General features: G+C 41.5%; 18 protein-coding genes. 10 read left to right on the top strand and 8 right to left on the bottom strand.

Annotation, left to right across the window (positions count from 1 at the left end; translation table 11 throughout):
• The first annotated feature begins 280 nt into the window (after window positions 1–280).
• Both soxR and AACW90_RS01935 read left to right on the top strand, forming a co-directional pair.
• Complete coding sequence (soxR, locus tag AACW90_RS01930; protein WP_390229991.1) at window positions 281–745, top strand: redox-sensitive transcriptional activator SoxR; 465 nt, start codon at window positions 281–283, stop codon at window positions 743–745.
• Window positions 746–909: 164 nt separating this feature from the next.
• The gene (locus tag AACW90_RS01935) at window positions 910–1,620 is read left to right on the top strand and encodes a substrate-binding periplasmic protein (protein ID WP_390229994.1); all 711 of its coding nucleotides are present in this window, start codon (window positions 910–912) and stop codon (window positions 1,618–1,620) included.
• 34 nt (window positions 1,621–1,654) lie between these two features.
• Here the strand turns inward: AACW90_RS01935 and AACW90_RS01940 are convergent, their stop codons facing one another.
• The 6 genes from AACW90_RS01940 to AACW90_RS01965 form a co-directional block, all read right to left on the bottom strand.
• A complete protein-coding gene (locus tag AACW90_RS01940; RefSeq protein ID WP_390229997.1) occupies window positions 1,655–3,307 on the bottom strand; it encodes a BatD family protein in 1,653 nt (550 codons plus the stop codon).
• Window position 3,308: 1 nt separating this feature from the next.
• Window positions 3,309–5,096 (bottom strand): VWA domain-containing protein, encoded by a 1,788-nt coding sequence (locus tag AACW90_RS01945; protein ID WP_390230000.1) that lies wholly within the window; start codon window positions 5,094–5,096, stop codon window positions 3,309–3,311.
• Entirely contained in the window at window positions 5,089–6,054 is a 966-nt protein-coding gene (locus tag AACW90_RS01950; protein WP_390230003.1) for a vWA domain-containing protein, read from the bottom strand. Before AACW90_RS01950 ends, AACW90_RS01945 begins: the two co-directional genes overlap by 8 nt.
• 4 nt (window positions 6,055–6,058) lie before the next feature.
• Window positions 6,059–6,538 (bottom strand): DUF4381 domain-containing protein, encoded by a 480-nt coding sequence (locus AACW90_RS01955; RefSeq protein ID WP_390230006.1) that lies wholly within the window; start codon window positions 6,536–6,538, stop codon window positions 6,059–6,061.
• Window positions 6,535–7,464 carry a DUF58 domain-containing protein gene (locus tag AACW90_RS01960; protein WP_390230008.1) on the bottom strand — a complete coding sequence of 310 codons (930 nt, stop codon included), beginning with the start codon at window positions 7,462–7,464 and terminating at the stop codon, window positions 6,535–6,537. Before AACW90_RS01960 ends, AACW90_RS01955 begins: the two co-directional genes overlap by 4 nt.
• Window positions 7,465–7,537: 73 nt before the next feature.
• Window positions 7,538–8,494 (bottom strand): AAA family ATPase, encoded by a 957-nt coding sequence (locus AACW90_RS01965; RefSeq protein ID WP_390230011.1) that lies wholly within the window; start codon window positions 8,492–8,494, stop codon window positions 7,538–7,540.
• Window positions 8,495–8,812: 318 nt separating this feature from the next.
• Between AACW90_RS01965 and AACW90_RS01970 the strand changes: the two genes are divergently transcribed.
• Entirely contained in the window at window positions 8,813–9,013 is a 201-nt protein-coding gene (locus AACW90_RS01970; RefSeq protein ID WP_390230014.1) for a restriction endonuclease subunit S, read from the top strand.
• A gap of 267 nt (window positions 9,014–9,280) precedes the next feature.
• Window positions 9,281–10,825 carry a DUF3369 domain-containing protein gene (locus AACW90_RS01975; RefSeq protein ID WP_390230017.1) on the top strand — a complete coding sequence of 515 codons (1,545 nt, stop codon included), beginning with the start codon at window positions 9,281–9,283 and terminating at the stop codon, window positions 10,823–10,825.
• 139 nt (window positions 10,826–10,964) lie between these two features.
• On the opposite strand, the gene AACW90_RS01980 is transcribed toward AACW90_RS01975, so the two are convergent.
• Window positions 10,965–12,920, bottom strand: coding sequence for a PAS domain-containing sensor histidine kinase (locus tag AACW90_RS01980; protein ID WP_390230020.1), 1,956 nt, complete (start codon window positions 12,918–12,920; stop codon window positions 10,965–10,967).
• A gap of 264 nt (window positions 12,921–13,184) precedes the next feature.
• On the opposite strand from AACW90_RS01980, the gene AACW90_RS01985 reads away from it, so the two are divergent.
• From AACW90_RS01985 to AACW90_RS02010, 6 genes are all read left to right on the top strand, one after another.
• Window positions 13,185–14,087, top strand: a complete 903-nt coding sequence (locus AACW90_RS01985; protein WP_390230022.1) for a DUF808 domain-containing protein — start codon at window positions 13,185–13,187, stop codon at window positions 14,085–14,087.
• 160 nt (window positions 14,088–14,247) lie between these two features.
• On the top strand, window positions 14,248–16,740 hold the full coding sequence (locus AACW90_RS01990) for a sensor domain-containing protein (RefSeq protein ID WP_390230025.1): 2,493 nt from the start codon (window positions 14,248–14,250) through the stop codon (window positions 16,738–16,740).
• A gap of 399 nt (window positions 16,741–17,139) precedes the next feature.
• Entirely contained in the window at window positions 17,140–17,421 is a 282-nt protein-coding gene (gene ppnP, locus AACW90_RS01995; protein WP_390230027.1) for a pyrimidine/purine nucleoside phosphorylase, read from the top strand.
• A gap of 202 nt (window positions 17,422–17,623) precedes the next feature.
• Window positions 17,624–18,076: a transcriptional regulator OhrR gene (ohrR, locus tag AACW90_RS02000; protein WP_390230030.1), complete on the top strand. Its 453-nt coding sequence runs from the start codon at window positions 17,624–17,626 to the stop codon at window positions 18,074–18,076.
• 29 nt (window positions 18,077–18,105) lie between these two features.
• Entirely contained in the window at window positions 18,106–18,720 is a 615-nt protein-coding gene (locus tag AACW90_RS02005) for a fumarylacetoacetate hydrolase family protein (protein WP_390230033.1), read from the top strand.
• 194 nt (window positions 18,721–18,914) lie between these two features.
• The gene (locus AACW90_RS02010; RefSeq protein ID WP_390230036.1) at window positions 18,915–19,262 is read left to right on the top strand and encodes an XRE family transcriptional regulator; all 348 of its coding nucleotides are present in this window, start codon (window positions 18,915–18,917) and stop codon (window positions 19,260–19,262) included.
• A gap of 114 nt (window positions 19,263–19,376) precedes the next feature.
• On the opposite strand, the gene AACW90_RS02015 is transcribed toward AACW90_RS02010, so the two are convergent.
• Window positions 19,377–21,134: a sigma-54 interaction domain-containing protein gene (locus AACW90_RS02015; protein WP_390230038.1), complete on the bottom strand. Its 1,758-nt coding sequence runs from the start codon at window positions 21,132–21,134 to the stop codon at window positions 19,377–19,379.
• Window positions 21,135–21,499 lie beyond the last annotated feature (365 nt).

Genomic DNA, 21,499 nt, shown 5'->3' on the forward strand with positions numbered 1-21,499 from the left:
ACGACTTTATATCACCTGCGTTTGTTAGTCTCACCCCCGTAGAATAACGGTTTATCGCATTTGAATGTCGTTTTATTGGTGACTTTTTGGCACGTCAGTATTTGGGTTCATCAGTGCTATGATTCATCAGTACTTGGGTTCTCCACTATTATAGGTCGTCAACCATTTGTGCCAAAGCTCATCGTAAAAGATGGGCTTTTTTCGTTTTGTAAATTGAAATGTGGCATTATAAACCTATAGTTAAACTTAGCTTTAATTACTTCTACGTATGGACATTGAAATGAAAGTTAATCCGCGTTTTTTTACGATAGGTGAAGCGGCTCAGCGATGTGGAGTAGCGACATCAACGTTACGCTTTTATGAATCCAAAGACCTGATCCGTTCTATCCGTACTCATGGGAACCAAAGACGTTACCATGCCGCCACATTAAGGACTATCTCAGTTATCCGTGCTGCACAGAAAGTGGGTATTTCGTTAGAAGAAATAAAACACGCGCTTAACGCCTTGCCGGAGGGCAGACAACCAACCAAAAAAGATTGGGAAAAAATGTCTAAAAATTGGGCGAATACGCTCGATCAAAGGATTGCGGAGATGCAAAGATTAAAAGATAACCTCGATTCTTGTATCGGTTGTGGTTGTCTCTCACTAAAAAGCTGCAGATTGTTCAACCCTAATGATGAAGCGGCTTTACAAGGTGATGGGCCTCGTTATTTGATTGACGGAGCACCAAAAAAAGTGGTTTGATTATTGGATTCAGGTGATCTTTCTCTGCGAGGTTACCTCGAAAGGTCAACAGACCCTAAGCATGAGCGAAAGACAGGTTTTTGAGTGCGAATTAATAATGCCGTAAACAACGGATGATGCTTATACTTAGTTGTAAGGCACACGAAATTTTACATGGTGTAACGATGAATCCCCTGTATTTGGTATTGTTGATGTTTCTTCTTTTACCGAGATCGGCGTATAGCGACGATAAGCTTGAATACGCGCGAATTGCTTATAGTCCCATTCAAAGTGTTGCGGAAAGACTGCTTACCCTAGTGTATGAAAGGGCAGGTATAGAGATGACAATCACTCAATTGCCAGGAAAACGTGCCTCGTTTGAAGCTGGAATGGGTGAAAAAGATGGTGAAATTATGCGCATTCTTTCTTATGGGACAGATAAAATAGGCCTAGTTCGAATTCCGTATCCGTTAGGCTATGTAAAAACAAGGCTGTATGTACACAAGGAACATAAAGTTGTTGACGTCAATCGGTTAGAAGAATGCAAATTAGCGGTAGTAAAAGGGGTCAGACATACTAATGAGTTCGCCGCGGGAAACCCTTATATCTACTTCTTTAACAACGTGAATATACTGATGAAGCAGCTTGAAAGAGGAAAAGTGGACGTTGCCGTTGTGAGTGAAATCAATGCTCGCTATGAATTTAAAAGACACCCTAACGCCAATATCGAACCTATACCTGAGTTGATAAAAGTTCAGGGCGGTTTTCATTATATCAATGAACGGCATTCAGAAACGATTATAAAAATTGAGCAGGTAATGAAAGAAATGACGGAGTCTGGTGAGCTGTTGAAATTATGGAATCAATACGTTGAAGAACTGATCGAATCGAGTTGAATCCATGTTCTCAACGTATCGTCACGATAACCGGTTATAGAGGCGCTAAACTCGGTTGTTCGGTTTTTTTTCTGGAGAGGTTTTTCTTCGCACTCTTAAGCAATGTAATCAAAGAACCTTCCTGCCAAGATAAGGTTTCTTCGGCATAAATAGACGCAATCATCGCACGTAACTCGTCATCTATTTGAGCTTTAACCATCTGGTCTATACCCAAATTTTCTTTATACCACAACGTCATATTTGCTTGCGCTCTCAATCCATCTGTCTCTTTGATTGAAGTCATTAGGTTAGCAAAAGTATCACTATCTTTATCTTCGACCGGTTTATTTTGTGCATTGTTTGTCTTCTTTTTTAAAAGAAGTCCTAGGGTAATCAACCAAAGTACAGAAACCAATATGGTAAGAAATGGCCAAATGCCGGGTTCTTTGATAACGACGGTTTCCGTTGTAATCTGAGCCGGATAAGTGGGTTGATTGTCATTAGAATCGAGTTTAATGCTTGGGTTTTCGTTTGGTTTGACAGCGAGAACTAAGCCAGTCAGTTTTTCTGTTTGTGCCTGTTTTTTAACTGTGTTCCACCAGTTCAAGGTGAGTGACGGCAAATTAACTTGGCCTTCCATTTTTGGAATGAGTACATGCTTAATCGTCATTGAAACCTGATTACCTTCTTGTACTATTTTAGGCTGCTCATCGTAATAACGGATATCACTAGGGTAGTTAACTTTTATATTCGGTAACTGTGACTGGGCGATCCCCTCAACAGCGATGACTATTTCTCGAGTAATGGCGGAACCTGCCGTCGTGTTTATTTCGTCCACGTTAGTTAATTCATTGCCGTTACTGTCGAGCCATTTTTGAGACAAGGTGAGATTTGGACTTGGTAACCATGTACCGACAAGATCCGTTGGTTTATCGAGAACACGAAGGACGATCTGTTTAGAGCCTGTGTCTACGGGGACTAATCTTGTTGTGCCGGTCTGGGGGTTTCTGTCTAAGATAGTGGCTGTGAATTTTGGGCTGGTGATAGAGTGCTGGCCAGCTTTGTTCGCTGTTATTTGGTAGCTTTGGTCAATGATGGTCGCTTCAATACCATCAATGACACTTAGATATCGATTAGCGGTGCCTGTTGGTTCAATATCGAGCCCCGTTAGAGCCGTCGGCGGGACCAATAGTGGATCTTGTACCCGTCTTGCATCGGTTTTGATGATCAGTCTAGTATCTAACTGAGCGATCTCTCCAGGGTAGATCTCGTTTTTACTGAGCTGTGATTGATACACAACGAAATCGTCAGATTTTGGTACCGTGGGGTCAATATGAGAAGTGACCGAAATAGGGTCTGTCTTTTCTCCTTTCACTTGGAAAGAAGGTATGGTTAGGCGACCGGCTTTAAGTGGGGCGAGAGATAGTGTCCATTCACTGCGTGTTGAGCGGGTGCCATTAAAGCTGTTCATCGAAGAAGAAAAGCTTGGTCGACCCATATAGAACTCTTTATCTAAAACAGTAAAATCTACATCTCCAGAGTCTACTCGATTGTCAGAAACTATCTTAAGGGTAAATATGTCACCTTTTGCCATTGAATTACTGGAGACAGAAGCGATGACTGCGGCGTGTGATAGTGGGCTTAAGACCAGTAGTAACAGGTTAGTGGCTGTTACGATGAGGATGTGAATGTTAGTTTTCGATTTCATATTACCAACTCTTACCGTTATTTTTTGGCGTTTCTTTACCACGCGCCTGCAAAATCATCTGTGCGCGAATCAATTGGCTCGGATCTCTTGCGTTTTCTACTTGCTCTAATTTGCGTAGTTCAGGGTCGACAGTTTGGCTGTTGTCCGGTTCCGCTAAAGCCTGTGTTTCAGGTTGATCTTCTTGCAATTGTTCGCTTTCTGACGCTGATGTAGATTTGCCTTTAGATTGAGAAGATGGCTTGTCATTAGAGTTCTGTTGGCTATCCTGAGATTCCTGAGATTCCTGAGATTCCTGAGATTCCTGAGATTCCTGAGATTCCTGAGATTCCTGAGATTCCTGAGATTCCTGAGGGCCAGACGTGTTTTTGTCCGATTGCTCTGTACCGCTGTCGGAGTTTTGTTTCGGCGAATCAGTGGGTTGATTGTCTGATTGCGAATTCTCATCTTGTTGCTGTTGCTGTTGGGCTTGTTTTACTATGTCTAGATTGTTTTTTGCGTCAGAGAAGTCTGGGCGTTCGGCCAACACTTTTTGATACGACTCTATTGCCTTTTCAAATTGTCCTGCCTGAGCATAAGCATTACCCAAGTTATACTGAGAATCGATTTCTTGCCTCTCTTTGAGTTGATCTATTGCTGTTTGATAATCACCTGCCTCGTAGGCTGCTGCGGCTTTCCATCGCGTATCTTCGAATTTATCTAGTGCAGCTTTAAAGTCTTTAGATTCAAAATCTTTGTAGGCTTGTTGATCGTTATTTATCCACGCAGAGGCTTCTACTTGTTGTGTTGTTGTTATCGACAACGTGCTGATAACAAGCACAAAGAGAAGCCCTCTTCTGAAAATCATAAGAGTAGGAAGAATCAGTAGTAAGAGCAGCCAATAGCCATTGTTGATGCGCTCCTCGATTTCTTGACTTGCTTTTTTAGTGTCAGAAAGTTCGACTTTTGTTGTCGCTTTAGCGATCAGTTCGATATCTGAATTAGAGGTTTGTACCGGAGCAAAGGCACCAGAAAATGCTCTCGTGATATTCTGCATATTGCGCATTCGCGTCTTGGCAATGACGGTTGAGCCAGCGCTGTTTGTCAAAAGCGATCCGTCTTTCATCGGTATAGGTGCACCTTCTTCTGTACCGACAGCAAGTATGGATAGTGACCACGACGAACCATTAAGCTGTCCTTGAATAGTGCTCGTCTCTTGCTCATCAAGGTCATCAGTAATCAAAACAAGATCACCAGTAGGGTAACCAGCTTGTTTTAGGTTAGTGATGGCGAGTTCGACTGCCTTTGCCGCATCCGCGCCTGGATAGGGCATTAATTCTGGTGACAAATGGGAGATAAGGTTGTGCAGCGTCGATGCGTCGGATGTGAGAGGGCTAATGGTATAGGCATCACCCGCATAAGCGATAAGACCAACGCTGCCTTCATCCCAATAAGAAAGGAGATCCCGTGCCTTATATTTCACCTGTGCCAGACGACTCGGTTTGATGTCTTGAGCATAAAGTGAACGAGACATATCTAGAATGAGCATTCGTGCGGAATTAATAGAAAAAGTAGGTTTAGACATCTTCTCTATGCTTGGGCCTGCAAGAGCGATAATGGTAATTAACCAAATGAATCCAAGTAAGAGAATACCCTTGTTTCGACTCTTGGTTGGGGACAAACCCATTTTTTCCGCTATATGTGATGCAATCAATCCTGATGTAGATTGACTTTTAGTTAACCAAATCAAAACACCAAATAAAGGGATGAGCGCTAGCAACCAAATAGGGGTAAGGAAAATAAAGTCAGACACGTATTTTTCTCCCCACGACCAATACAACAGAGAGTATTAAGGCCATACCCAATGGATAATTAAACCACTCAGTTTGTGGGCGCCATGTTTGCGTTGCCCCTGAAATGGGTTCTAGTTCATTGATAGTGTCGTAGATATTCTGTAAATCATCCTGATTGCGCGCACGAAAATATTCACCACCTGTCATCTCTGCAATCTTGGTAAGCGACGATTCGTCTAGGTCTTTTGCTGTGTTAACTTTTCGACTCATAAAGAATTCTTGTACGACCATTTCTCCTGCACCGACTCCAACGGTGTATATGGTTGTTTTATATTTTTTAGCGATCTCGGCCGCTTTTAGAGGGTCTAGAACACCCGCTGTGTTCTCACCGTCACTTAAAAGGATAATGACTCGCTGAGGTGCGTCACTATCCACAAATGTCTTGGTGGCTAAGCCGATACCTTCACCTATGGCGGTTTTATTGCCGATTAACCCTAATACCGCTTGGTTCAGTTGAGAAGCGATGGTGTGCCGATCGAGTGTTAAGGGGGTTTGTAGATAGGCATGGTCCGCAAAAAGAACAAGACCTAAACGGTCGCCTTTTCTTTTTTTAATGAAGTCAATGAGTACATTTTTAACGGCGGTTAAACGGTCAATGTATTGGTCTTCAAACGCCATGTCTTTCGTATCCATGGAACCTGATAGATCGACAACAAGCATCATGTCACGATGTTTTGGTTGACTTTCTATCGGTTCCCCGTACCAGACAGGTCTAGCACATGACAAAACGAATAGAAGCCAAATTAATGCTGCTATAATTTTGGCAAATAAATTTGAAGGCGCAGTGATACTCCCTTCATTCGGAAGATAAGGTAACGTTATTGCCGCATTTTCTTTTACGGAAGGTGCAAAAAAATAGATCAATATAGGAAGAGGAAGCAAAAATAGCATCCCCCACCACATAAACTCAAAATGCATGAGGTTACCCACGGCCTCCCTTCTTTGGTGGTAATGCAGCATTCAGCCAGGTTTCGCATTGGGCAATGAGCATGTCACGATTTACCCGCGATTCCTTCTGATATAAGGCGGTTGTCCACTCTTTCTCATGAGTTTCAAAAATAGGTGTTTTAACCTGTGAATCTAAAAAAACTAACCAGTTTTCGCCGGATAGGTGAGCGACGCGTCCTCTTGGGTAATAGCTAAGAACAGCTTGCCTTAAGATTTCCATTGCACCTGATGGTGTGATCAGATTTTTCTCTAACGAGAGCAAAGCAATAGCGGCCTTTTTTGCTCTTAGTCTGCGTTTTCGCCATTTCCAAAGGACGATGACAAATAATATGGTAAGGATAAAACTGGCCAATAAACTCCACCATCCCCACGGAAAAGGCCAGAACCCCGGTACGGAAGGGAGATGTATCGCTTCTAAAGAAAGTGGATGGGTTACAGCAGTTGCTTCGGTCATTGATTGGTTCCGGCAATTTGAGAAATTAAGGGTTCAGCACTGGATATGGAGTAATAAGGTATCGCAAGCGAGCGACACAAAGAAGCGATTTTACGTTGTTCAGATTGAAATACGCTTTCCAGTTTCTCCCTGTTTTGTTTCGTCGAAAAACTTAGCCATTGAGTCTGGTGGCCATTTGTTACTTTCTCTGTACCTCTGAATGTAGTTTGTCCGAGTTCTAAAGGGTCATAAAACTGAATAAACTGAACTCTATTGTGCTGACGTAGTTGTGTCAGTAGTATTTTGTCAACCTTGTGATCGAACCGAGTAAAGTCACTGCATATGATAATTTCACTCCCTTTTGGACATAACCGATGGAGTGCCGCCAATCCCTTAGAAAACGGGGGCTCATTTTCAACAATGGTGTTTAGTATTTGGTTGTGCATTTTAATCAGTTGATTAAATAGTTGCAGTGGCCCTTTATTTCTTGACGTTGGCTTGATATCAAACAGCTCACTTCCAGAGTCTAGAATGGCACCAATTCTGTCCTTCTGTTCTATTGCTAACCAACTAACTAGGCTTGCCATATGTGCCATTTGGACAGATTTAAGCATCAATCTAGAACCAAAGCGCATTGACTTTCCAAAATCCAAATAGAGCATGACAGGTTGCTCTCTTTCTTCATGAAATAGCTTGGTATGTGGTTTTCCTGTCCTTGCGGTGACGCGCCAATCGATAGAACGGATGTCGTCACCGGCCTGATATTGCCGAACCTCCGAGAAATTCATCCCACGACCTTTTTGGGCACTGTTATGCAAGCCGTTGAGTTGTGACCATAAGCTCTTGGCTGGAGGTAACCAGCGTACAGTTTGCGCTTTGTATTGCAACAACTCGGCAAGCGACAAGGTTACCCCGTTGGTGTGTTCTGGTAGCAATGATTCGCTCATACTTTGTTTCACAAACACAGTATATTCTCTGCTTCTATTAAATACCGAGTGTTTGCGGTGTGCTTATCCGTCATCAAGCGCTACCGACCATTGATATTAGTTGTTGTACAACTTGGTTTGGGTGGACACCTTCAGCTTGTGCTGAATAACTTAAAAGCAATCTATGTCTCATCACTGGGAAGGCCATTTTCTGAACATCTTCAGGGGTGACATAGTCTCGTCCATCTAACCACGCACGCGCTCTTGCGCATCGGTCCAAGGCGATAGTGGCTCTTGGGCTAACCCCCATCTCTAACCACTCGGCCAATTGAGGGCTATATTTTTCAGGATGACGAGTTGCTAGAACGAGTCGAACGATATAGTGCTCGATACTTTCCGCCATATGAATGGATAGAACCTCTTTGCGAGCCTGAAAAATATCATTTTGCGTTACGTGCGCTTTTTCTATCGCTGCCATTCCTAATGCTTCGCCACGATTCAGTCTGAGTATTTCCAGCTCACTTTCTGCTGTGGGATATTGAACATCTAAATGCAATAAAAATCGGTCAAGCTGCGCCTCTGGCAATGGGTAAGTGCCTTCTTGTTCAATAGGGTTTTGGGTCGCCATAACCAAAAATAATTCGGGAAGAGGGTAGGTTCTGCTGCCCGCAGTAACCTGCTTTTCAGCCATGGCTTCGAGCATCGCGGCTTGAACTTTTGCAGGAGCACGGTTGATTTCGTCAGCCAGAATCAATGAGTTGAAGATAGGCCCCGTTTGAAACGTGAACTCTCCCGTCTCGGGTCTAAATATATCAGTACCCGTTAAGTCCGCAGGTAATAGATCTGGGGTAAACTGAATACGATGAAAGTCTCCTTCAATGCATTCTGCAAGTTTCTGTACGGCTCGGGTCTTGGCAATGCCTGGAGGACCTTCGACCAATATATGCCCATCTGCCAGTAGAGCAACGAGTAGTTGCTGAACGAGTTCTGACTGTCCGATTATTTGTGAATCTAGATAGTTCTGAAGTCTTTGAAATGTTTCTGAATGCATCTACGACATATCTCCTGCTTTTAATGCTTTGTCGTCTAAAACGAAAATAAGTTCCTAATCGACGAATTGATTGCTTGATTTTTGTTCAATATAGAATGTAAATCTTCAGCCTAGGGGTATTGATACAATCATGCAGTTATAAACAATATGCTATTTAGGCAATGCATTTCAAGCGACTTCCGGTTCAAATCAACAGGTAACGAACATATTTGATATTAGGCTACCCCATATCGTTACCTAGCTTAACGAGTTTTTCTAGAATCACATTGTGGAAATGGGTAAACTTCACATAATTCACAGTAATGTAAGGTTTTGAAAATGAGTGATTTGGAAAAAGAACTAGAGAACATGGCTCTAGAAATGGGTACGGAAGACGAAACTAAACTGCCAACGTTAGAAGAACAGAAGGCGGTGGTTGAAGAGCTGAAAAGATTAGAGAAAGAAGGGAAATTAACCCCTGAAGTACTTGAAAAACATTTCGGTCAATTCAATAAAAATTCAGATAAACTTATTCATTGAGTTTACTGGCTGGATTTCTATAAAAGGGCTACTATTTTGTAGTCACTCTTTTATCTTTAAAGTGTCCCCTAGTGAAATATGTTATCTGTGAGATTAATGGTATCTACAGGATAAAAATTGATGTCTCAATTTGAGAAATTCCTAGGTCAATTTGTCACGTTGTGCTTGATTTTTTAGTATAAATGCTCATTCTAAGGTATAGGTTCTATCTTAATGCTTACGATCTAATCAACCAGTAGAGTCTAACTTTTATGTTAAGGGGTGGGAATGGAGTTGTTCGCTGATCTACGCGATCCTAATAGTGAGAAGGTTCCAACTGGAAAAGTTATAAAACCTAGAACTCCGTGGCGTGTATTACTTGTCGATGATGATGAACAGATGCATCAGATCACGCAAATTGCGTTGAGTGGATTTGAATTTCAAGATCGTGGTCTTGAACTCATTTCAGCGTATTCTGGCGCTCAGGCTAGAGAAATAATAGATTCTGAAAAGAATATTGCCATTGCATTGATTGATGTTGTAATGGAGACCGAACATGCGGGACTAGAGCTCGTACACTATATTCGTTCAGAGTGTAAGAATCACCTTACCCGCCTCGTACTAAGAACTGGACAAGCAGGACAGGCACCGGAAGATGTCGTGATCCGTGAATATGAGATAGACGACTATAAAGAAAAAACAGAATTAACAACCCAGAAGCTAAGAACCTTATTATATTCTTCTCTCAGAGCCTATAGAGATATCTGTTTAATCGAAGATCAAAAACAAGGGCTAAGCCGCGTCATTAAGGCCTCTGCAAATGTTCAGAGTACGGGTACCTTAAAAACCTATGCGACGAGTGTACTTGAACAACTTACAGGCCTGCTTAAGTTAGATGCTTCCGCTTTCTACTGTATCGTTCAACCTAGCGAAGAGGGTGAGGCCACTCGCGCCCTGACATTGGCAGCTACTGGGGAATTTGTTCATTTTCATCCAAAATATTCTCTAGAATTGTTACCAGAAATTGTGGCCCAGCGTTGTCAAGATGCGATCCATACTGAACAATCCGAGAACTATTCTGATGCATACGTTTTTTATAGTGTGGACGATCAGGGTGTAAAAAGTATTCTTTATATAAATTTGATTACAGAGCTTACCGAGCTTGATAAGCAGTTACTCGAATTATATATGCAGAATATATGTTTAACGTTTGAAAATATTAATTTGATGGTGGACCTGCAAGACACCACGAAAGAGTTGGTATACAACCTAGCGAACGCAGTTGAAGCTCGTAGTAAAGAGACCGGAGCTCATGTACAGAGAGTGTCGTTAATTAGTGAACATCTTGGTTTGCTTTATGGTTTGTCAGAAAAAGAAACTACAATGTTAAAACATGCTTCGCCGCTACATGATGTTGGTAAGGTTGCGATACCGGATAGTATTTTGCATAAACCAGGCAAACTCAATAAAGAAGAGTGGGCTATTATGCAAAAGCATGTTGATTATGGTGTTGAGATATTGAGTAATTCAAAACGTCAGTTGATGCTTGTTGCAAAAGAGATTGCAGGAAACCACCATGAGAAGTGGGACGGAACGGGTTACCCAAATAAATTACAAGCGGAAGCTATCCCTATTAGCGGCCGTTTAACGGCTATCGCAGATGTGTTTGATGCACTTGGCTCTAAACGTAGTTATAAAGAACCATGGTCGAATGAGGATATAAAAGCGGAGATTATTCATCAACGGGGCAAACATTTTGACCCTAAATTGGTTGATTTGATGATTGAACATTGGGATGACTTCGTTGAGATTAGAGCAAGACACCCCGATTAATGATCTTGCGTAATTGAATACCGCAATAAATAAAGGGTGACAGAATGTCGCCCTTTATTTTGCCTGTTGAAGTCTGCTTCTTTAAAGCCACAAAGTGATGTGTTCTATTTGGTATTAGATGTCTGCCCGTTCGGAAAATCTAAGCATCGGAATCGATGACCTTTTTGTCCACAGTATTATCCAGTATACGCGGTAGTCTGAAGGTCAGGTGTACACCTTGACCGAGTTCTGAATCGAAAGTTAGTTTCCCTTTCATTTTATGTTGTATAAGGTTGAATACAAGATAGAGCCCTAGACCAGACCCGCCTTTACCTCTTTTGCTCGTAAAGAAGGGTTCAAATATTTTCTGATGCAAAGATTTATCGATTCCCGCTCCGTTATCACGGTACTCAAACACCACATCGTCCCCGTCTTCAACAAACGAAATTGAAATCTCCGGTGTTGTTTGAGTGGAAAAAGCATGATTAACGCTATTAAGGACAAGGTTAGATACAACTTGAGTGAGAACGCCCGGCAAGCTATTCATAACTAATTCTGTGTCACCTATAAGTTGTGGTTCGACGGGAATTTTTCTAGTCTCTGGGTGTAGACTGGCGAGCAATGACACAAGTACCTGATAAACAGAGAATGATATTCGACTCTCCGAAACTTGATCAACCGCGGTTTGCTTGAAGTCTTTAATCAACTGTGCTGCTCGATTCAAATTGCTTTCCAGCATAGAGTTGCTATCGCCAAGCCGTTTCATTAAATTGGAAAACTGTGTTGTTGTGAGTGTTTGTTTTGCGAAACTCTGATTTAGATCGTCAATGCCCTCTCGAATAATAGAGGCTGCTGTGACCGATATCCCTAGAGGAGTATTTACCTCATGGGCAACACCTGATACCAATCCACCAAGCGCAGCAAGCTTCTCCGATTCAATCAACTGCTGTTGAGTTTGTTTGAGTTGAGACATGCTGGTTTCAAGATCTTGTGTTCGTTCGCTTACTTTTCTTTCCAAATTATTATTAAGTTCTTCGAGTTCAATCTGGGCTTGTTGTAGAACCGTTATATCGATAGTTGTGCCTCGAAAACTAATGAATGTTCCATTTTTATAATTTGCGATAGCTTGAAATAATAGGTAATGGGCCATTCCATCAATGACGACAGTTTCTTGGCATAATGAAAAGCTCTGCTTTTTCTCAATGTTTGAGAGTAACGTTCTGGCGTTGCGCAGCACAGGTAGGTCTCTAAAATGCACTTTGGCGAGTTCATCAATGCCTAAACTATGCTGCATTTCGATAGATGCATAGATTAGGGCGTCATTGCTGTCTGTTTCCCATAGCCAATCAGAGGCCACATTAGCAAAATCACTAAAGCGTTCCTGTTCATAACGGATATTGTTATATAAGAGCGTCAGGCGTGTGGTGATTTTATTGGTCTCGTTACCCAGTTGGCTGAGTTCGTCTGATGCATGGGTGATAACTTTTACTGACGGCAAATTAAGCGGCTCACTTGGATGCCTTGGGTTATATTTCTGTAGATATTTACTGATAGAGAATATTCGCTTGTTAATGCTTTCGTGAATAACGAGCATTATGACCATGCAGACGATGAGTGTTTTAAAACCATTGATGGCGAGCGTAATTAGAAACTGTGTCAGCAGATAATCGTAGATTTCTTGTTCATCTGATTCGACTCGAAGGGTACCCAGAACTTCCGGATCCTCATGATAACTGGATTGATAGACAATCAGATATTCATCCGCGATAGCGTTCTTTTTTACCGGCTCGCCAGCATAATAAAGTTCGTTGGCAGAACGAACTTCTAAGTAATTGATTCTAGGTAGATTAATCAGGCCTTCAAGTTTTTGCTGTAAAAGTTTGAGGTCAAATTCCCATAAAGAGGCGGCGAGTAGAGGCACATGTATGGTTTCAATTTCTTGGTGTCGACTCTCTACTTCATTGACTTCTCGTGAATAATCCCATGCAAGCTGAAATGTTGTCGCGGTTAGCGTCACCATGGTACTTATTAGCACCATAATTAGGGTAATTCGTTTGCCAATGCGGCTTCGCATTGGGTTTTCGATTAAACCTGTTAATTCTCTTATCTTACCCATATCTATCCTTAGAACGATCATCTAAATCAGTATAAACGTATACACAGGGATTCGAAAACAGACTATTTATCATAACGTGAAGTTATTACACAGCTAATTATAAGAATGCTCGCTTATGAGCAGATCTATGAACAATTATATTATTTTTGATCAGTGATTTTTTGCCTGTTAACTGAATTGAGTTAAGAAGAGAGATATTAATCGGATCGTATTGCCTAAATGTGCTGTAATTGTTGTTCTTGGTTTGGATTCAAAGGATGAAAAATGGCTGGAGCAAGTCTATTAACGTTACTGGATGATATAGCGAGTGTATTGGATGATATTGCCGTGTTATCTAAAGTTGCGGCAAAAAAAACGGCAGGCGTCTTGGGTGATGATCTTGCTCTTAATGCCCAGCAAGTTTCTGGTGTCGCGTCAGAAAGGGAGATTCCTGTCGTTTGGGCTGTCGCTAAAGGATCGTTTCGCAATAAACTTATCTTAGTTCCAGCCGCATTGCTTATCAGTGCTATCGCTCCGTGGTTAATTACGCCACTGCTTCTCGTTGGTGGTTTATATCTTAGTTATGAGGGAGCAGAAAAAGTAATCGAGAAATTTTTTCATAAGAAACAAAAAAGTGAAGACTCCGAACCCGTTTCCAACGATGTTGGGTCACTCGAAGAGTATGAAAAAAAGAAGATAAATGGCGCAATTAGAACCGATTTTATATTGTCAGCCGAGATTATAGTGATTGCTCTGGGTACGGTTCAAGGCCAGCCAATATTGACCCAAATTTTAGTGGTGAGCACAATCGCTGTTCTAATGACGATTGGCGTTTATGGCTTGGTTGCCGGTATCGTGAAAATAGATGATCTCGGTTTCTATATGCAAAAGCGCAAGCGTTCTCGTGTTTTAGTCTCAGTAGGAAATGGCTTGGTTGCTGGTGCACCCAAATTGATGCACTTATTAACAATAATAGGTACGGCAGCAATGTTTTTAGTGGGGGGAGGGATCGTTGTTCACAGTATTCCAGTCATCCATCATTTGATAGAACCCGTATTATTTAATTTACCGCATATCAGTATTGTAGAATCACTGGTACCGATAGTCTTTAATGGGCTCGTTGGCCTTTTGTCTGGTGTCATTTTGGTTGGTATTGTCTCTATTGCTGCCAAAATTAAGTTAAAATAGTAGTCAATTAGTCGCTTATACGCCTGAAATGTTTGTTAGTTAACGTATTGCGAGGTTATTTCTTCCTTTCAGTTAGCATTCCTTTATATTTATACTGACACTATTATAATTAGTATGTGGTGTCAGAGTTTATCTTATTAAACATACGTAGAAGTAGGTCATGGTAGAAATCGACGTTCCTGTAGAGGCGCGCAAAAACTGGCAAAGAGTACTCGTTAGTTATCAAAACGTATTAGGTTACGAGCTTGTGCTGTGCACAACGGTTAAACACAATGTATATCAGCCGATTGTGTATTCCTCAGAATCAATCGATTACGTAAAATACACATTGGAAGTGGATGCTTTTTCTAAGCTTGTGTTATCCCATAACGCGATTTATTCAAAACCTTGCCTGATTGGTGGCTTTAATTACTCTGTTGGCGTACCAATAACGTGGTCAGGCATGTCTCATTTTGGTGTGTTATTGGCCTTCAGTAAAGATAGGCCAATCCAAGTAGAACATTATGATTTATTGAAAGGGATTGTGAGTCAAATAGAACAAGATCTCGTCAATACATATAGAGAGAATCAAAGAGCGTTTCAGGTTGATTTGACCAGTATGGCGGATCATCAATCAATACCCGAATTTCAAAGTTTTATCGATAGTTTTAGCGACCATTTATGGGTAAAAAACTTAGAAGGTGTTTACACCCATTGTAATCGTGAAGTGAGTAAAGCGTGGGGCAAGCCCGTCTCTGAGATTATAGGTAAAACTGACGTCGAGCTATTCGATCCTGAGATAGCGAAAAAATTTGAGATTGCAGACAAGGAAGTTGTTGTTGCGGGGAAGCAGACCGTTGTTGAAGAATGCGCTAATGCTGTTAATCCTCAAAGTAAAACGTGGTTAGAGACGATTAAAGCGCCTATGTTAGATGGCCAAGGTCAAACGATTGGAATTATCGGTATGACACGAAATGTGACCAATAGAAAAGCGATTGAAGATCAATTATTGGTTGCCGCGACGGTTTTTGAAAACTCTATTGAAGGTGTCATTATTTCCAATAGAGATGGCATGATTATCTATGTAAATAAAGCGTTCTGCGAGATCACAGGGTATCAAGAGCTAGAGGCCATTGGGCGTAATCCGAGATTTTTAAAATCGGGTCGTCATGATAAAAGCTTTTATCGTGAGATTTGGAAGGATTTATTCAATGAAGGTCAATGGAAGGGCGAAATATGGAACAGGCGAAAGAATGGTGAAATCTTCCCTGAACTCTCAACAATCAGTGTTGTGTATGATGATAAGAGAAATATCTGTAATTATGTCGCTGTATTTTCAGATATTTCTCAACAGAAACAGCAAGAAAATGACCTTCAACACATGGCGTATCATGATCCACTGACCGATTTACCCAATCGTACTAAGCTAACCAATCAAATAAAGCAGGAAATATATCACGCAAAAAGAAACCAAGAACTGTTTGCGACGATCTTCATTGATATAGACCATTTTAAACATGTTAATGACAGCTACGGTCATCTTGTGGGTGATGAAGTATTGTGTGAAATAGCCTCTAGATTGAAAGGTATTTTGCGAGAAGTCGATACCGTTTCTCGAATAGGGGGCGATGAGTTTGTTTTGCTTCTCCCTGCTATCGCCGATCTGGAATCTATATCGATAATTGCCCCTAAAATCATGTCTATTTTTGATAAACCGATTGAATTAGATAAAACAGATTCGATTCGACTGACCGGTAGCATGGGGATCGCGCTTTATCCGCAAGATGGAGAGGATAGCGACCTACTATTAAGCAACTCAGATGCCGCTATGTATAGGGCTAAGAAAACAGGTCGAAATAACTATGCTTATTATACGGAAGCCTTAACCAAGCAGTCGGAATCGCATCTAAAGCTGCAGGCTGCGCTCCATGATGCGCTTGATCATGAGCTGTTCTTTCTGGTGTATCAACCCCAAGTGGATATGATTACAGGTAGGTTAATCGGTTTTGAGTCGTTGCTACGTTGGAATGATCCAAAATTGGGTTCAGTATCACCTGATGAATTTATTCCTATTGCAGAAAAAACCGGTTTAATACAAGAGATTGGATTGCGTGTCGTAAAGGAAGCTTGTAAGCAGGCAATAGAATGGCGTGATAAAGGTTTCAAATTCGGTCGTATTGCTGTCAATGTCGCGGGTGCTCAACTACAGCGGTCCAACTTTGCTGAATTGGTCATTTCGGTGCTTAAAGAAGCGGATTTAGAGGCAAGATATCTTGAACTCGAAGTGACAGAGGGTTTTATGATGAGTAATGCAGAAAACGCGCTCAAGCAATTAGAAACGTTGCGCGCACATGGAATAGAGTTATCCATGGATGATTTTGGTACAGGGTACTCCTCGTTAAGTTATTTACAAAAACTCCCACTCAATACATTGAAAATTGACCGTTCTTTTGTGATGAATCTTCCTGAAAATAAGCATGATGTCGCGATTGCTGATGCCATTATTGCACTCGGAAATGCGATGTCACTCAATGTTATTGCTGAGGGTGTAGAGACGCTCGAACAGGCGGATTTTCTAGTACAAAGAGGGTGTAGGTACGCGCAAGGTTATTATTTTAGCAAGCCGTTACTAGCGAAAGAACTTATCCCATTATTGGAACAGCAAAACGCTTAACTAAACCTCAGTTTATCGTCATTCCTACGCACTGCCTGACGGCATCGTTTAAGAAAAATATCCATCCTTTACCCATAGAACCGGAATGCTGTTCGGTTAAGATTATTTAAACCTGTCATCCCGACGAAAACTGACCTGTTTTCACGAAAAACTGACGTCATCCCCATGAAAATGGGGATCTAAACTCCCCAAAGTTCCCGTTTTCACGGGAATAATGAAGAATTTAGCACTAACCGAACAGCATTACGTAAAACAGGAAATAACGGATGGTGTAACTCTGACCGTAAATAGAGCCACCCCGAGGCCTTTCTAAAGGGTTAATTTAGCTATATTGCTTGTGAGTTGGTGAAAATTCTTATACAAATATGGGTTCAATAAATGAAGCAACAAGGATGTAAAATGATCAAAGAAAATACTTACTTTGACGGTGGTGTTAAGTCGTTAGGTTTTACTCAGCAAGATGGAGACAGCAGTGTTGGCGTTATGGCTTCGGGTGAATATACATTTGGCACGGGTGCACCGGAAAAGATGACGGTGGTGAAGGGGGCATTAACGATCAAGCGTACAGACGAAGAACAATGGACGACGTTTACCGCAGGGCAGGCTTTTGACGTTGTTGGTGACTCATCTTTTGATGTGAAAGTAGAAGAGCCGACGGCGTATCTTTGCGAGTATCTTTAGTTCAACAACCCAAATATCGCCCTCCTAAAGGTGGTCAATAGATGATTAAAAAAGAGCCTACTCGCATTAGGAGCTGGCTCAAATATCGCCATAGGAAGTCATCTTGTAATTAGGCTGTACACAATTAAGTTGCGTTTAGGTATAAGTCGAAGTTAAACTGAAATGCAAGTATATTGTGCGCAATATTGTTCGGAGATGAATTATGAAATCGGGTCGTTTTACTGTGGATGAAAAAGCATTAGAATTGGATAATCAGGTCTGTTTCCCTTTATATAGCGCTGCTAACGCCGTAATTCGAGCTTATCGGCCTCTTTTGCTAGAGATTGATCTCACCTATTCTCAATACCTTGTGATGATGGTTTTGTGGAAGACCAATGGAATCAATGTAAAGGAACTGGGCAATAAACTTCATCTTGATTCCGGCACGTTAACACCGCTTTTAAAGCGCCTAGAAGGTAAAGGGTTCGTCAGCAGACAACGAGGTCTAGATGATGAAAGAGTTCGCATGCTGTACCTGACTGAACAAGGTTTGGAATTGAGAAAGAAGGCGCTTTCAGTGCCAAATGGTATGGTCTGTAAACTTAATATGGACGTTGAAGAGTTGATAGAACTGAAACGATTATGCGAGAAGCTACTGAGTAAGTTAAACGATTGATACTTATTCATAAGTAAGGAACAGAACAGATGAATACGGTAGCGTTAGGCGATAAACAAGTGAAACCGTCCAAGGTGTTATGCATAGGTAGAAACTATGTCGAGCATATAAAAGAGTTGAACAATGTCATTCCTGACGAGATGGTGGTATTTAATAAACCTAATTCGTCGATTTCGAATAGATTACGATCTTTTCACCAAGAAGCCCTTCATTATGAGGCGGAAATCTGTTTTATGGTGAGGCGCAAAAAGCTGGCGGCTGTTGGATTCGGTCTTGATCTCACTAAACGAGATTTACAAAGCCGGTTGAAAGAAAAAAGATTGCCTTGGGAACGAGCAAAGGCATTTGATGGTTCTGCTGTTTTGAGCCGATTTGTACCTTTGGATGGAGCCGATATCGATGACCTTAATATTGAACTGTTTATCAATGGGGTTCGTATTCAAAGCGGTCACGTGAACCAGATGCTTTATCCTCCGCGGGTCATTCTACAAGAGCTCAGCAGCTATACTGACTTAGTAACTAGTGACATTGTAATGAGTGGAACACCAGCAGGTGTCGGTGTTGTTTATCAGGGCGATATATTCACTGGACGCATAAAATGCGGCGATAAAGTGATTGTCGAAGCCGAATGGGTTGCTGATTAAGCACTGGTCTCGGTCATAGAAGTGAACATTGATCAGAGGTGATTACTCACCTGTCTTGGGCTAGAAGTGGATACGTAGTTAGGTTGCGGTTGCTTCCAAAAATACATTCACAGGATCAATTTTCACGGGAATTTGACACTTTCCTCCGGTTAAAAGGCATATTCATGGCCTCTACTAACCGTTAGGAAAATAGTGTGGATTTTACACAAGAAGACAGAGAAGAGCTTTACCATGTCTGGATGTCTAAAAAGGCAAACATGAGATTAATTCAGATGGAGGTGGTCAAAAAGTTAGGCATATCTCAAATGGAATTTTCGGCTCTTTTGCGTGGAGGTGCGCCACTCACTTACAGTTTTGTTAAACAATTTTGCCAGATCATGCACATAGAGCCACAACAGGCCATTTCATCGTTAAGAAATGGATCGTCGGCAAAGAATAAAACGGCATTTCTAAAAACGCGCCTTTCGGTCGATGGTGAGATTCAAAGGGCCTATGTAGAAGGGAATGAAGTGATTGTTGAATACATCCATAGAATGGAATAATGTCTTTTACTCGAGTGCTTTAAGTGCGTGACAACCATGAGCTGGAACACCTAAAGCCAATTGTGTTGTGCCCCAACCTTGGTCAAGTTGAGGCGATGGTTGAATGCTAATGGGTTAATGGCTATTGGCGTTAAGTCCATACTTTTTGATTTTTCGATAAAGAGTGGCAATTCCGATGCCTAGTTCGTCAGCAACCAATTTGCGATTACTCAATCGACTTATTGCATCTTCAATGCGGATTTTCTCCATCTCTTCAAGGCTCATTGCAAAATCATCCATGACAATGTTTGTTGATTGTTTCTCTACCGAGGTTTGCTCGAAATAAGGGGGCAATAAATCAACGTCAATAGTGTCACCTTCAGGAACAACGTTTACCAGATATTCAATTAAATTACTGAGCTCACGAACGTTGCCCGGCCAGTGATAGGCATTAAGCCTAGCCATCGTTTCATCGGTAATACCTGGGTAAGCAACACCAATTTTTCGCGTATGTATATCTAGAAAAAATTGAACGAGAAGCTCAACATCACCTTCGCGTTCTTTGAGTGCGGGAAGATGAATAGGGATGACGTTTAGACGGTAATATAGATCCTCACGGAATCGGTTAGACGCGATCATTTCGGCGAAATCACGGTTGGTCGCAGACACAATTCGGATATCGATTGGAATGGAAGTGTTTGAACCAATAGGCTTAACCTCTCGCTCTTCCAACACCCTAAGTAACTTGGCCTGCAAAGTCATCGACATATCGCCAATTTCATCCAAAAACAATGTGCCTTTATTGGCGGCTTGAATTAGGCCTGTTTTGCCTTTGGTTGACGCACCAGTAAACGCCCCTTTTATATAACCAAAAAGTTCACTTTCTAAAAGTTGTTCGGGTATCGCCGCACAGTTAATGGCGATAAAGGGTTGATCACTGCGAGTGCTTAAATCATGAACGGCGTGAGCGATGACTTCTTTGCCGGTTCCACTTTCTCCATTAATAAGCACACTTGAAGGGCTACTGGCGATACGCGAGATTAAGGTTTTCAGTTGGTGCATTTTTTTACATTCACCAATCACATTGGTGAATTGTGGTTGCGGTTCGTTAATTGAAAACGATTTATTCGGCTGGTGAAAACTCATTAGGAATAGTTGGTGACCGCGGGCATCATGAAATTGACCGACAACCAATTCCTGTCGGTCACCCAGAGAAATAATATGTTGCTGATTCCCTTTCAGTTCGTTGTTATGCAAAGAGAGTGGTTGAATATTGACTTCTACGATTGATAACGCTTCGCGCTCTATATTGAGATTGGTGAGCGCCGGCTGGTTACCATATTTTACTTGGCGGTTACCATCTAGCACGAGTACGCCTTGATCCATATTCTCTATCAGGCTTGTCAATACTTCATCCAGACCAGCTTCGTGCTCTTTATCGCTAGTCAATACTTTTGCTACTACAACTTGAGATATATGCTGAATGTAGTCGGAAAATAATGAAACATTGTCCTTGATTCTTTCTCGTGACTCTTCAGTGAAGGCGACGAGACTAATCACTCCAACGCAGCGGTCTTCAACCATGATCGGCACGCCCAGAAAGGCCGTTTCACGACAAGTCGCTATATTGTCGCAACCTTTGCAGATTGGATCTGTACGTGATTTTAGAACGACTTTTTCTTGATGAGTTTCAAGGATGTACCTAAATATCCTAGAGCTTTTGTTTGCTTTCTTACCAAAGAGTTTGCTATACGGCCCAGTGCCAGCAACACGAACTAAATCGGCATCGACGACTTCAGCATCAAGTTGAAGTACAGCTGACAGCATTTGTGTAAAACGCAATATCGTTGGTTGAAGTTGCATCAGTTCGGATTGCTGAGTGTTTTTTAGCATATAGAGATCTACTCGAGAAATGACATACCAAGTTAACAAGATTGGTACCAAGGAAGATTGATGTAAGTCAGATTTTACAATTGGATTGCCAGAATGAGACGGGATCTGAGCACTGCATCACACACGGATATCAATATGATAAACCGTTATTTGGCTACTATCATTTTGGTCGTTATCACTGATAGTAATTGATAGTGCCACAGAAGAGGTATTGCGCATTAAAAACAAATGAAAAGTTATAACTTATTGTATTTTAAGTATTAATAAGCTTTATCAGATTATTTTACGAGTTACTTTCGTTATTGGCATAGATATTGGAATAAAGGAATCAGTGTCTGTTTATTTAATGGACTTTATCCAACCGA

The organism is Vibrio frigidus, from assembly GCF_042465995.1.
Classification (GTDB): Bacteria; Pseudomonadota; Gammaproteobacteria; order Enterobacterales; family Vibrionaceae; genus Vibrio.

Bases quoted from the DNA above. Each gene is read 5' to 3' on its own strand.
- soxR (WP_390229991.1), top strand. From the start codon at position 281: ATGAAAGTTAATCCGCGTTTTTTTACGATAGGTGAAGCGGCTCAGCGA.
- AACW90_RS01935 (WP_390229994.1), top strand. From the start codon at position 910: ATGAATCCCCTGTATTTGGTATTGTTGATGTTTCTTCTTTTACCGAGA.
- AACW90_RS01940 (WP_390229997.1), bottom strand. From the start codon at position 3,307: ATGAAATCGAAAACTAACATTCACATCCTCATCGTAACAGCCACTAAC.
- AACW90_RS01950 (WP_390230003.1), bottom strand. From the start codon at position 6,054: ATGCATTTTGAGTTTATGTGGTGGGGGATGCTATTTTTGCTTCCTCTT.
- AACW90_RS01955 (WP_390230006.1), bottom strand. From the start codon at position 6,538: ATGACCGAAGCAACTGCTGTAACCCATCCACTTTCTTTAGAAGCGATA.
- AACW90_RS01960 (WP_390230008.1), bottom strand. From the start codon at position 7,464: ATGAGCGAATCATTGCTACCAGAACACACCAACGGGGTAACCTTGTCG.
- AACW90_RS01965 (WP_390230011.1), bottom strand. From the start codon at position 8,494: ATGCATTCAGAAACATTTCAAAGACTTCAGAACTATCTAGATTCACAA.
- AACW90_RS01970 (WP_390230014.1), top strand. From the start codon at position 8,813: ATGAGTGATTTGGAAAAAGAACTAGAGAACATGGCTCTAGAAATGGGT.
- AACW90_RS01975 (WP_390230017.1), top strand. From the start codon at position 9,281: ATGGAGTTGTTCGCTGATCTACGCGATCCTAATAGTGAGAAGGTTCCA.
- AACW90_RS01980 (WP_390230020.1), bottom strand. From the start codon at position 12,920: ATGGGTAAGATAAGAGAATTAACAGGTTTAATCGAAAACCCAATGCGA.
- AACW90_RS01985 (WP_390230022.1), top strand. From the start codon at position 13,185: ATGGCTGGAGCAAGTCTATTAACGTTACTGGATGATATAGCGAGTGTA.
- AACW90_RS01990 (WP_390230025.1), top strand. From the start codon at position 14,248: ATGGTAGAAATCGACGTTCCTGTAGAGGCGCGCAAAAACTGGCAAAGA.
- ppnP (WP_390230027.1), top strand. From the start codon at position 17,140: ATGATCAAAGAAAATACTTACTTTGACGGTGGTGTTAAGTCGTTAGGT.
- ohrR (WP_390230030.1), top strand. From the start codon at position 17,624: ATGAAATCGGGTCGTTTTACTGTGGATGAAAAAGCATTAGAATTGGAT.
- AACW90_RS02005 (WP_390230033.1), top strand. From the start codon at position 18,106: ATGAATACGGTAGCGTTAGGCGATAAACAAGTGAAACCGTCCAAGGTG.
- AACW90_RS02015 (WP_390230038.1), bottom strand. From the start codon at position 21,134: ATGCTAAAAAACACTCAGCAATCCGAACTGATGCAACTTCAACCAACG.